This window comes from Marinilabilia salmonicolor, from assembly GCF_003003035.1.
GTDB classification, from domain to species: domain Bacteria; phylum Bacteroidota; class Bacteroidia; order Bacteroidales; family Marinilabiliaceae; genus Marinilabilia; species Marinilabilia salmonicolor_A.
Genome location: NZ_PVTS01000004.1, coordinates 82,622 through 95,033 on the forward strand (window position 1 = coordinate 82,622; position 12,412 = coordinate 95,033).

Below are 12,412 nucleotides of genomic sequence, written 5' to 3' on the forward strand. Positions count from 1 at the left end.
TATAAAAAAAAGTCTGCCCGGGAAGGACAGACTTTAAAAACAGGACAATTAACAGAACCGGATTTAAAACCGGACCAGCCATCGTTATGGCATTTCTTTAATCTGATGCCGGCCGGCATCAGGTTTGCGTTTATCTCCTTTCGGGTTGTCTTGCTTTTACGGTTATTAAGGTAAATTGTAAGAGACGTTTTTGTTGGCAATCCTGTTTTCGGAAAAATTTCCGAAGACAGGGGTGGTTTATCAGGTCAGATTGTCGTAGGCAGTTTCTCCATGTTCGTAGATGTCGAGTCCTTCCTCTTCCACGCGTTTGGGTACCCGCAGACCTACGGTTGATTTAATGGTTCGGAAAAGGATGAATCCCATGGCCAATGCCCAGGCAGCGACAGAGATTACGCCCAATGCCTGAACTCCAAGCAGGCTTGCACCGCCACCATAGAAGAGTCCTCCTTCAGTTGCCAGAAGACCTACCATAATGGTTCCTACAGCTCCGCTGAATCCATGCACTGTAACGGCACCAACAGGATCGTCAATACGCAGCTTGTCCAGCATTTCCACTCCAAAGATTAGTACGAAGCCGGCAATAACTCCGATGATTACTGCTCCACCGGGAGTGACAATGTCGCAACCGGCGGTGATGGCGACCAATCCGGCCAGCGCTCCGTTGAGTGAAAGACCCAGTGATGGCCGTTTGTAACGCATCCATGAGATTATCATGGCTGTAACGGTTCCGGCTGCAGCCGAAAGGTTGGTGGTTACAAAAATGGAGGCTACCGCTGAGATGTTATCCAGTCCGCTTGCTGCCAGCTGTGATCCGGGGTTAAAACCAAACCATCCAAACCACAATATAAAGACTCCTAATGCACCAATGGTTAAACTGTGGCCGGGAATCGCTTTGCGTTTTCCGTTGTATTTTCCCAATCTCGGCCCAACTGTAGCAGCTCCAACCAATCCAAGCCATCCACCTACCGAGTGTACCACTGTGGATCCGGCAAAGTCGTGAAAGCCCAATTCGCTGAGCCATCCACCTCCCCACACCCAGTGTCCTGAGATGGGATAAATGACTGCCGTAATGAAGAAACTGGCAAGAATGTATGCTTTGAATTCGGTTCGTTCTGCAACAGCACCGGAAACAATTGTGGCGGCGGTTGCTGCAAATACGGTCTGGAATATCAGAATGGCATAATCCACATCATTGCCGTAACTTCCTGAGAAAAAGAGATCGGGCATGCCTATGAACCCTCCCAGATCGGTTCCAAACATGATGCTGAAGCCTATCAACCAGAACATTAGTGATCCTACGGAGAAGTCAAGGAAGTTCTTCATCAATATATTTGCAGTGTTTTTGGCACGTGAAAAACCGGCTTCAACCATTGCGAACCCCGGCTGCATAAACATTACCATGGCCGCTGCAATTAAAACCCATAACATGTCTAAAGAGACGGTTATCTCGGATACTTGTTTTGTAATTTCTTCCATAATCGTATGATTTTAATAGATTTAACCTGAGAGGATTTCTGTTATTCCTCTTCTCCTTTGATGTAGAGAGACTCATCACCTTTTTCGCCTGTGCGTATCCGGTAAGACTCTTCAATGTCCACAACGAAGATTTTTCCGTCTCCTATGGCTCCGGTTTTTCCCGATTCCAGAATGGCGTTAATGGTGTTTTTCAGGTTTTTATCGCGTACCACAATTGATAATTTGATGCGTTCAATGGCGCTGGTATCGTAAACAATTCCCCGAAAGGCGCGCTCTTCACGCGACCTTCCGATTCCACGAACTTCCCAGTATGAAAAGAAATCAATCCCTACTTTGCTGAGGGCCTCTTTTACATCATCGAACTTGGTTTTGCGTATGATGGCTTCAATCTTTTTCATGATATCATTTTTAGGTTTTTGACTACTTGGCAGTATGATCGGTTATTTCCGGCAGGAATTTTCCGGGCTGCGGAGCTCAGAATGAAACTCCTACCACCATAAATAAACTTTCACTTTCGGGGTTGAGAATCACTGAACCGGAAAGGGGAAGTGAGAAATACTCTGTTAGTTTAATCTCTTTGGATGCTCCGATGCCCACATTTACAATTCCAAAGTCACCATCTGTAGTGTAAACCTCATCGCCGGCTCCGATAAAGGCATTGACCAGTCCAAAGTCGTAACCTGCCTCAAGATAGAGTGATTTGTCGTCGGCTCCGGCAAAGAACTTCCCTGCAAGCAGGCTGAACTTATCCAACGAAAGGGTACCGCTTACTTCCATGGAATGATTGCTGTCGAAATCAAAATAATCATCCGACATGTCATCCATCGGGAAGTAGTAGTCGGTTACGGTTAGTGAAAAAACATCCCCGAATGAATATCCTGCATACAGGTCGGCTTCCTGGGCTCCCGGAAGATTCGTGGTATAGGCACCCCATGCACCCAGTACAAAATCACCGGCACTCATTTCCATATATGGCTGGATGCTTGGTGAACCACCAAAGTCGGTCCCCCGCCAAACATAGCGGCTCATAAGGTCGGCACCGACACTTACCTCAACTTGTGACCTGGCATTAAAGCCGGATGCAAAAAGACCAGTAATGGTCAGGACCAAAAAAAGTTTTCCAAAGTTTCTCATAGTGGTTAGTTTTTAAAAATGTGGTTAATAAAAGTGTACCCCGTAAAAAAGGGGGGTGTTTGGTTTATTTTTTGAGTTTTCAAGAGTTTTACCCCCTTTTTATATGGGTTGACAATGCAAATATATATACTTTTTATTTTTACCCCCTAATTTTTGAGGGGTAAATTTTGAAAATTTGCATTTTTTATGAAAAGACCCTTATTTTGGAGGGGGGCATCATTGTTTTTTGAAGAATATTAATTGTCCTCCCCCTTTATCCAGAGCTTGCCCGAAAACTTCAATTACAGGCCATCGGCCTGAGTGCAATAGCATGGGGCAACGACACAGGAAGATTGTAACAACTCTCTCCTCTCATTATTGGTTGCGTCGCGATTAATAATGAGAGGGGAGGTGAGAAATACCTCAGAACCCAGGACGTTGCACCGGGCTGTTGTTCTCAGGTTTTCAGCCTGTTTACATCTTACTCGTCTTATCTATATGGCAGGTAAAGTTGGGGGCTAATGCAGGTGGATAAATGTTTCCGGCTTTTGTGGGAAAAAAATATATCTAATGGAGTAGAATTATTGATAATGTATGAATAGTTCGGCTTTAATGATTAAATTTGATTTACACAATACAAAATCTTGAAAGGATGAAAAATATTGAATTAGGAAAAGGCGTTGATAATCTTCAATTTGGAATGACCCGTGAGGAGTTTAAAGCAATTATGGGAGAGCCTGATGAAATTGAGGTTATGGAAAATGAAGACATGGCCGAAGATACGTCTGAAGCGTGGCACTATGATGAAATAGAATTGTCCGCTTCTTTTGATCAGATGGAAGACTGGCGACTTACTTCGCTTGCGGTGAGCTCCAAAGAATACACCTTTGAGGGGGTGGATCTGATAGGTCTTAGTCAGCAGGAGGTGATGGATCAGATCGAAATGCTTGGTCTTGGAGATGTTTCTATTGAAGAGTTGTCAGACGATGAGGATAACAGTCAGCAGATTGCAACGCTGTTGGATGTAAGTCTTAATTTATGGTTTGATAACGGTATTTTATCGGAAATACAATGGGGACCTTACTGGGATGAAGAAGAGGAAGAGTTGATCTGGCCGGGAGAAGAAGAAGAGTAAAAAAAAATCTTCTGATCATTTGCAATATATTGAATTGAATGTATAAATTTATCCCGTAAATTTTATATTTGTAATTGCATGGAAAAGAGTATTTTAAAGGTTGATCCCGTAGCATTTCGTTACGATGATCCCGAGATTGATGATGATGATTTCGGTGAAGATGATGATTATGAATGGGGGGAGGAAGACCTGGATGATGAAAATTTCGACGAAGATATTGACGAAGACTTTGATGAGGATTACGACGAAGACTTTGACAATGATTTTGATGAGGACGATTTCGATGACGATTTTGATGATGATGATTTTTAATATCCGGCTTTAATCATCTAACCTGAATTAATCAGGCTAAAATAAAAAACAGGGGTTGTACAATTTTCTTCGTACAACCCCTGTTGTTTTTAGCTATGGTTCTGTAAAACGTTACTTACTTTCAATGGGCAACCTTCAAAACCCGGGTCTTTGCAAAAATCTTACACAATCTGTAAAGGAAGATTTTTCTTAAGGGTTACGCCTGTCAATGGTTTACTGCTCTTTTAAAATCTTTTTTTATTACAAAGAACCCAATCCCCCTCCCCGGGAGGGGTTAGGGGAGGTCGTCAATCCGCAGAAGACCGGTTTTATTAAATATCTTCCCGGACAAGCTTTTTCTGAATCTTTTTAATGACATTTTCAATGGGTTGTTCGGGTTCTATGACATTGTAATCGCCCCAGAAATCAGGATCAGAGAAACCACTAACTTCATCTTCCATGATGGCATTGATTTTCAGCCTGTCAGATCCCCGGAATGGATCCTCACTTGTGATTTCCCAGTCGGTAACTGCCATTTCCAGAGTGGTGTGGTAGTTGGTATTGAAAAGTTTTCTTCTCCATTTTACTTTGAAGGAGGCCTGTCCTCTGCTGTAACCAAAGTACCATTTTCCCTCTTCGTTCTGTCTGTAATTGACGATGTATGAGGCTTCGGTGGGGAAAACCCGGGCACCAAAAGGTTTTTTGCGAATAAACATTCTCGCCACTTCGTCTTTGTCTTCAGTATTCATATTAAATACTGCTCTTGTTACTGCCAGGTTTTCTGTATCCACATAAAGTCTTCCATAGAAAAGCGGAATCTTCACCGAAGGCTTTTGTTCAAAACTCAATACATATATTGTCCGATCCTCAATGCGTGTAATGTTGCTGATTTTGAAGTTGTAATAATCAATCATGTCATTGTCGAACAACAGATATGGATCTTTCATGATGTCCAGCATGGTGGCTGTGTAAGGCCCTCCCTGCAGTTTAAAGGCTACCGTGTCGAGCTTTTCGTAGTCTGTGCTTTTGCGACCAATATGCAATTTTACACGGTCTTCACGTGGATTGTCGTACGAAAACTTATAAACATCCACCACTGCCTCGGAAAGGGAAACATAAGACCATCCTTTTTTTATGGTCTCCCGATAAAAAGCGGTCATTTTTGTGGGGTCGGCCAGATAGTTCTCATCCCTGCGATTGAGTACAGCTCTGATCAGGAGATTGGGATCGGATGGAAAAACAGAGACTTCCACAAGCGGAACGGTAATCATTTTGAGCTCAATAGTGTTGCGACCATGGCGAAAAGATGAAACCGGCATATATTTTTTCTCATATCCGATAAAAGAGATGCGGATTTGTTCGTTTGATTTTTCCTTGGGAACCTTCAAAGAGAAATTACCACTTGAGTTGCTGACGGTGGCAATGTTTGTTCCTTCAATAGCTACTGTGGCAAAGGCCAGGGGGTCGCCGGAGTCTTCATCTTCCACACTTCCCCGGAGCAATAAAAATTTGGTGGTGTCGGGCAACTGTTCTTCTTCCTCAAAAACAGAAGAAGCATATGTTGCAGTGGCGGTCATCGAAATCATGGCTACTAAAGCCAATATGAAACGAAAACCTGTGCGGGTATTAAATCTGTTTGTTTTCATGGCATCAGTTTTTGGTGTTCACAATTATGCAGAATGCTATTTTGATCGTTGTTAACAGCGATGGATGTTGTTATTCATCCTTTTCAACATATAGACACCGGGATGCCGAAAAACCCTTAGTGAAGTCTGATTTTTTTTCGGGGAAGTAAAATCCGCGCCTACCGATACATCTGTTTCATTGGCTTGAGCAGGTACTCCAGTCCATTGAGTTTAATCTCGTAAATGGTACCCAGAAGCATTCCCAGCTTTCCGTTGGGCCATCCTTTCTGTGACATCCACACCAGGTATGGTTCGGGCAGATCACAAATGCGCAGCCCTTTATATTTGCCGTAGGGCATTCGGTTGGTGATGAGTTCTTTGAGTATTCCTGAATTGATTTGTGGCGCTGGTTCCATTAAAATATTTTTTGAAGTAATAAAAAGCCCGGACATTGGGTGTGCAAATGTCCGGGCAAATGTAGGAATATTTAATGTTAGATTTTATCCGGATGAGGTCCGATTCGTTCGTTGCAGTCCAAGGCATCAATTTTTTTCATGTCTTCCTCCGAAATTTCGAAATCAAAGATGGATGCATTTTCTTCGATGCGATTCTTCTTTACGCTTTTGGGGATGGTTACCACTCCTTTCTGAAGGTCCCATCTAAGAACAATCTGGGCGATGCTTTTACTGTATTTTTCTGAAAGATCTTTCAATAGATCGATCTCAAAAATTCCACCCTGCATCAACGGGCTCCATGCTTCGTACTGGATACTGTGTTTTTTACAGAAATCGATAAGATCCTGTTGGACCAGATGCGGATGAAATTCCATTTGATTGACCATGGGCACAATTTTCCCTGTGGCCATCACATCTTCCAAATGGTGCTGCAGGAAGTTGCTGACCCCGATGGCCCGTATGCGTCCTTCTTCGTATAAAGTTTCCAGGGCACGCCAGGTATCTGTGTATTTGCCTTTGATGGGCCAGTGAACCAGGTAAAGATCGAGGTAATCGGTTTGCAGTTTTTTCAATGACTCTCCGAAAGCCCTTATCGTTTCATCATATCCCTGATCGGTATTCCACACTTTGCTGGTAATAAATATTTCTTTCCGCGAAATGGAGTGTGATTTGATGGCTTCTCCAAGACCATCTTCATTTTCGTAAAATGCGGCAGTGTCAATGTGGCGATAGCCGAAGTCCAGTGCAGCATGAACTGCGTTTTTGATTTCATTGTTGGGGGTTTGGAATACACCTAATCCCAGATAGGGCATCCTGGTTCCGTTGGCCAATTCTACTGTACCTTTTAAGTCTGTTATTCGCATAATGGTATTGTGTTTTTGTATTTAAAACAAAAGAAAACCCGTTTTGTTGGTTTTGTTTGAAAACTGCAAAAAACGGGTTTTGATCATATGTTTTAAAAGGTATTACATCACCTTAAGCCGTTCGGGTTGCAGATCTTTAACCCATTTGTTGACGATAAATTTGTTTTTCTCCATCCACTGATGAATTCCGTTTGCCGGATCGGTGGCCATTTTTACCTGATCAATCAGGCTGTTGAATTGTTTATCAGTGAGTTTCATTCGCTTGAAGAATTCGGCTGCATGCGGATGCTCATCAATGCTTTTTTTGTTTCCAACCACATAAATATGCTCGTCGGTGGGGAAGATGTTGTCCGGGTCTTCCAAAAAGCGCACATCATGACGACTGAATATCCAGTGAGGTTCCCAGCCTGTTACTACGATCTCTCTACGCCGCTTTATTGAATCGGTCATTTGAAAGGTCATTTGGTCATCCGAACCGGTGAGCAATCGGTTGTTTAGTTTGTAGTGCTTGATGGCTCTGTCCGTGGATGTCATGATACCTGCTCCGGCATCAATACCCACAATGGGGATGGTGTCTCCGGTCAGGTCGGTAATGGAAACATACTTACTGTAATCGGGAACCACCAATCCTGTTTTGGGATTATGAAATACAATTCCGACGGTGTCGATTTCATTTTTGTACTTTTCGAAATATTGACGCTGGGTGTGAGGAAGCCAGGCATCCGGAAAAAAGTCTGCCTGCTGACCGGCAACTTCCCGGTAGGCCGATTCCACATCTGTTAGTTTCAATTCTACTTCGTATCCCATCTTCTCTTCCAGGACGGTGGCAGCCATCATGGTAATGGCTACACTTTCGGTCCAGTTGGTGTAATTAAGTTTTACCACACGTTTGTCCTCTTCCTCCTGCGAAGGTTTGGTGTAGTTACAGGAAACTATAATGCCCGAAAAGATTATGCCCGTAAGCATAAGGGAAATCATATTGAAGATTGTTCGTTTCATGCTTTTTTTCTTGGTTATAGAATTCGTTGGTTTTCACTCTGGTGATTATGAAGACCTGTTTGATGTTGATTGTCAGAGACAACAGGGCTTTTAATCAAAAATACGTTCCAGAATTCCGGTGGACAATTTTTTGTCCTTGACAATCAGCACCGGAAGGGTTTTGCCACCTCCGGCAAGCTTTTCAGAGGTATTGTCAAGAATGACATGCGTTAGACCTGATTTCATCTTTGATCCTGACAAAATCAGATCGGCCTGGTTTTGAACCGCTTTGTGATAAAGAATCTGGGCTTCTCCGCCCTCTTTATTCATGCTGAATTCACACGGAAATTCTTCCTCTTTAATGTTCAGTTTTTTGATGATTTTCTGATATTCTTTTTTTCCGTGTTTGGTCATCTGTTCCAGCAATCTTGTCTCCTGTTTCTCGGTCTGCTGAGGAAAATAGTTCAACGGCAGCTTAAAAACATTGTGGCAGGTAACCTTAGCTTCGGTTTGTTCTTTAATCGACTGAGCCATTTTGAGTGCTTCTATGGAGATTTTGGAAAAATCCATGCGTACCCAGAGGTGTTTGATGTTGTAGGGGGCTGTTTCGGTAACCAGCAGTACAGAGGAGGGAATCAGGCTTGTTACTTTGCGGGTAATTCCACCCTCTCCGGTATAGCCTATCTTTTTCCCCATAATGGTGAGGTCAATCTTATTGTTTTTTGCGTATCTCACAATGGTTTCGGTTGTGAGGCCCTGCTTAACCTGAATGGAGAAATCTACTTTGGCATTGAACAGCTCTTTTGCTTTCTCTTCCAACTCTTCGCGTACTAGTTGGTCCACCGGTTCGTTGAATCCGGGAAAGGATGATTTGATTTCATCAGGAATTTCCACCGGGTGCATCACATGCATAAATATTACCGATGAGGGTGCAAAGGTATCCACGATGAAGTTGGTATATCGAAACAGAAAATCATCCATTTCTGTGAGGTCCAGGCAGACCAGTATTTTATTAAATTTCTTGTTCATAATGACAGACTTTTTAGGATCGGTATTACTTTTCATTTTTGTTATCTGACGGGGGGACGTGGGCACCTGAGGGTTGTTTTGCATGACGGGATGCTTCCCGCTTACGAATTAATTCGCCAATAACTTTCTGATAATCTTCTCGTTCGCGTTTTTTGATGGCTGACTGCATGATTCCGTGTTCCTCCTGCAAACCTTTGAACAGACTAAACATCAGGATAATCAGGATAAGAGCAAATGGTAACCCAGTAATGATAGAAGCCGTTTGCAGGGCTCCAAGACCTCCTCCAATTAATAATACTGCTGCAACAGCGCCCTCAGTCAATGCCCAAAAAACCCGTTGTGGAACCGGAGCATCCAGCTTTCCGCCGGCAGTAAGGCTATCAACCACCAGGGATCCGGAGTCGGAAGAGGTTATGAAAAAGCTGGTTACCAACAGTACTCCCACCAACGAAGTAATGGAAGAAATGGGGTATTGTTCCAGTAGCACATAGAGTGAGGTCGCCACATTTTCTTTTACCGCCGTGGCGATGTCTGCCATGGAGTTAAGCTCCAGGAAAATGGCACTTCCTCCAAAGGCGGAGAGCCACAGGAATGTGAGGAGTGTGGGCACGATCAGAACTCCCAGAACAAACTCCCGCAGTGTTCGACCTCTTGAAATTCGTGCGATAAACATTCCTACAAAAGGGGACCAGCTGATCCACCAAGCCCAGTAAAATACGGTCCAGCCGTTTTGCCAGTCAGATTGCTGATAGGTCTCTGTCCAGAAGCTGATTTCAAAGAAACTCTGGATGTAATACCCTGCATTTTGAGTGAACGAGTCCAGAATAAAGAGGGTAGGGCCAACAATAATTATAAAAATCAAAAAGATGGCTGCAAGCACAATGTTTATTTCACTCAGGCGCTTTACCCCGGCATCAAGACCGGCAACTACGGAGGCTGTGGCCCCTAATGTAATAACGATAATCAGGATTACCTGAACGGTGATGGTGTCGGGCAGATTTACAAGGTGAGCCAGACCGGCACTTACCTGCTGAACTCCGAGCCCCAGAGAAGTGGCTAGTCCGAAAAGGGTGGCAACCACCGCCAGTACATTGATGCCTTTTCCCAGGGGACCATTAACTTTCTCACCCAACAGCGGGTAAAAAATGGAACTGATGGTCAGCGGCAGCTTTTTATTGAAGGTGAAGAATGCCAGCGCCATACCCACAAGCGCGTAAATACCCCAGGCATGAAGGCCCCAGTGAAGAAACGTGGTTTGCATGGCATGCTTGGCTGCTTCTACAGTTCTGGGTTCTCCCATGGGTGGATTCACAAAATGACTGATGGGTTCGCCTACACTCCAGAACAAAATACCAATACCCATACCGGCACTGAAGAGCATGGCAAACCAGCCTCCTTTGGAGAATTCGGGTTTGGCTTCTGGTCCTCCAAGTCTTATTTTTCCATACTTGCTGAATGCAAGAAAAAGGATGAAGAACAAAAACAAATTGACCGATAGAATAAAAAACCAACCACCGTTGTCGGAAATACTGGTTTGGATAGAGGCAAAAATTTTATTCATGGGTGCCCCTATAGCGAGTGTAACGACTATAAAGACTACAATCAGTATTGCAGAGGGCCAGAAAACCGGGCCATCCACATCAAAATACTTGTTTTTACTGATCAGATGCTCTTCGCCCTCGTGAGGGGAAGTGGGAGTGTTTTTATCGTCCATATTTTTCTCGTTTGAGTTTTAACCTGTTTTACAAATAAAATCAGGATGATTAAATTTTCCTCAAAGTTTTGAAGCTTTAAGATATGAACTTTTATAAACAAATCGGAAGGAATATTGTGTTTTTTTTAACAATATTCCTCCCGATAAATACTATTTGTGTGCTCACAAAACTAAAAATAAAAGAAAAAGAGTGGGGATTATTGGCTTGTGAAACAGTTTATTGGCAATGTATATAGCGAATTACCAGCTCTCGTTCTCTATCTTTGTCTTCAGATATCTCATTCCTGATGTTGATGTCGTTGAAGTTTTTTAGTTTATCGATGGTGTGGGTAATTATCATACGCGGAAATACGCCACTTCCTATAAATACATCTCTTTTCTCATCGAGGCGCTCAGCCGACTCATAACAGGACGCCGGCAACTGATTCAGGTTTTTAAAATCAGATGTGTGAAAGATGTTACCCTTGACATACAGGCTTTCTGCTTGTTCCAGTGCATTGTCCATGTTAAGTCCGTGTACGGCAGCTATTAACAGACCTGCCATAATCAGATGAATGTTAGCGCTACCGTCGGGTACTCTGAATTCAAAAGTCTGAGTCTGGTTCGTCGGACTTTTGGTATCTTTTGTCAAACCCGGATTCACGATTTCAGCCATATCGTTTCCGCCGGTCCATCCCAACGGAATCCTCACCAGGGCCGACCTGTTTCGTTCTCCCCAGCAGATATAGGTTGGTGCTTCCTGATTGGGCACCAGTCTCAAATAAGAGGTAGGCACTGTATTCCCGAAAGCGGTCAGTGCATCAGCAAGATCCAGAATGCCGGCAATAATCTTTTTGGTGGTTGCGCTAAGCTGCTCGTTTTCCATAACGATGTTTTGACCATCTTTCAGAATCATCATGTGAAAATGCAGCCCGTTTCCGGCTTTTCCTGTACTGATTTTGGGTGCAAAACTGATTTCTACATTCAGTTGGTCTGCCAGCATTCTCAGAATCCATTTGGCAATGAGAATCTGATCTGCCGCCATTTCCGGAGAGGTGGGAAGAAACTCTATTTCGTGCTGTTCAAAGGCTTCATCTTCTTTGGTAAAATTTCCCACTTCGGAGTGCCCGTATTTTATTCGGCCTCCGCACTCTGCAATCAGGCGCAGGGCTTCTTTGCGCATCCATTCAAATTTGGCAAATGGCTCCGATTCGTGATAACCTTTTTGGTCAGTGGCCTGAAAGAGACTATCTGTGGGACTGTTGACATAATACTCCAGCTCCCCGAGCATTTTCATCTCCAGACCAGTGGATTTAGTGAAATAACGGGATGCATTTCTGAGAATGTTTTCGGGAGCCAGTTCCAGCAGGTTACCCGTATGGTCAAAAAACGAACAAAGTATTTCCACGGAAGGAATCTCAGAAAAGGGATTCAGAAAAGCAGTTTGATATCTGGGTATTACATACAGATCACTGCTTCCGGTTTCCATAAACGAAAAGAGTGATGAGCCGTCCACCCGTTCGCCAAAAGTCAGCACTTTGTTGAGGTGATCAACGCTGTGAATGGCAAAATTGAGTGTTTTCAGCCGCCCGTCCTCGCCCGGATACCTGAAGTTGAGCAATCTGATGTCATTCTCAGTCATATAACTGATGATGTCTTCCCGGGTAAATTGCTCAGGGTGTTTCTTCAGAAACTTGACCAGTGGATTGGGGCTGAAATTAAATTGTTGTTCCATGAGTTTATCCTTAAAAGTG

Annotated in this window: 12 protein-coding genes; 2 read left to right on the forward strand and 10 right to left on the reverse strand. The window is 43.6% G+C overall.

Annotated elements, in window-relative coordinates; all coding sequences use genetic code 11:
* Positions 1-240: 240 nt before the first annotated feature.
* The 3 genes from BY457_RS05200 to BY457_RS05210 all read right to left on the reverse strand — a co-directional run bounded on the left by BY457_RS05200 (position 241) and on the right by BY457_RS05210 (position 2,610).
* Positions 241-1,476, reverse strand: coding sequence for an ammonium transporter (locus tag BY457_RS05200; RefSeq protein ID WP_106152268.1), 1,236 nt, complete (start codon positions 1,474-1,476; stop codon positions 241-243).
* A 41-nt stretch (positions 1,477-1,517) separates the two neighbouring features.
* Entirely contained in the window at positions 1,518-1,874 is a 357-nt protein-coding gene (locus BY457_RS05205) for a P-II family nitrogen regulator (RefSeq protein WP_010663411.1), read from the reverse strand.
* A gap of 76 nt (positions 1,875-1,950) precedes the next feature.
* Positions 1,951-2,610, reverse strand: coding sequence for a TorF family putative porin (locus BY457_RS05210; RefSeq protein WP_106152269.1), 660 nt, complete (start codon positions 2,608-2,610; stop codon positions 1,951-1,953).
* A 631-nt stretch (positions 2,611-3,241) separates the two neighbouring features.
* On the opposite strand from BY457_RS05210, the gene BY457_RS05215 reads away from it, so the two are divergent.
* A complete protein-coding gene (locus BY457_RS05215; RefSeq protein WP_106152270.1) occupies positions 3,242-3,724 on the forward strand; it encodes a hypothetical protein in 483 nt (160 codons plus the stop codon).
* A 78-nt stretch (positions 3,725-3,802) separates the two neighbouring features.
* A complete protein-coding gene (locus BY457_RS05220; protein ID WP_106152271.1) occupies positions 3,803-4,036 on the forward strand; it encodes a hypothetical protein in 234 nt (77 codons plus the stop codon).
* Positions 4,037-4,347: 311 nt separating this feature from the next.
* Here the strand turns inward: BY457_RS05220 and BY457_RS05225 are convergent, their stop codons facing one another.
* From BY457_RS05225 to BY457_RS05255, 7 genes are all read right to left on the reverse strand, one after another.
* Entirely contained in the window at positions 4,348-5,661 is a 1,314-nt protein-coding gene (locus tag BY457_RS05225) for a carboxypeptidase-like regulatory domain-containing protein (RefSeq protein WP_106152272.1), read from the reverse strand.
* A 158-nt stretch (positions 5,662-5,819) separates the two neighbouring features.
* A complete protein-coding gene (locus BY457_RS05230; RefSeq protein ID WP_106152273.1) occupies positions 5,820-6,056 on the reverse strand; it encodes a DUF3820 family protein in 237 nt (78 codons plus the stop codon).
* A 77-nt stretch (positions 6,057-6,133) separates the two neighbouring features.
* Positions 6,134-6,958, reverse strand: coding sequence for an aldo/keto reductase (locus BY457_RS05235; protein WP_106152274.1), 825 nt, complete (start codon positions 6,956-6,958; stop codon positions 6,134-6,136).
* 102 nt (positions 6,959-7,060) lie between these two features.
* A complete protein-coding gene (locus BY457_RS05240) occupies positions 7,061-7,957 on the reverse strand; it encodes a glycine betaine ABC transporter substrate-binding protein (protein ID WP_106152275.1) in 897 nt (298 codons plus the stop codon).
* Between the two features lie 90 nt (positions 7,958-8,047).
* Complete coding sequence (locus tag BY457_RS05245) at positions 8,048-8,965, reverse strand: universal stress protein (protein WP_181256385.1); 918 nt, start codon at positions 8,963-8,965, stop codon at positions 8,048-8,050.
* A gap of 25 nt (positions 8,966-8,990) precedes the next feature.
* Complete coding sequence (locus BY457_RS05250) at positions 8,991-10,679, reverse strand: BCCT family transporter (protein ID WP_181256388.1); 1,689 nt, start codon at positions 10,677-10,679, stop codon at positions 8,991-8,993.
* A gap of 217 nt (positions 10,680-10,896) precedes the next feature.
* Entirely contained in the window at positions 10,897-12,393 is a 1,497-nt protein-coding gene (locus tag BY457_RS05255) for a glutamine synthetase family protein (protein WP_106152277.1), read from the reverse strand.
* Positions 12,394-12,412: the final 19 nt, after the last annotated feature.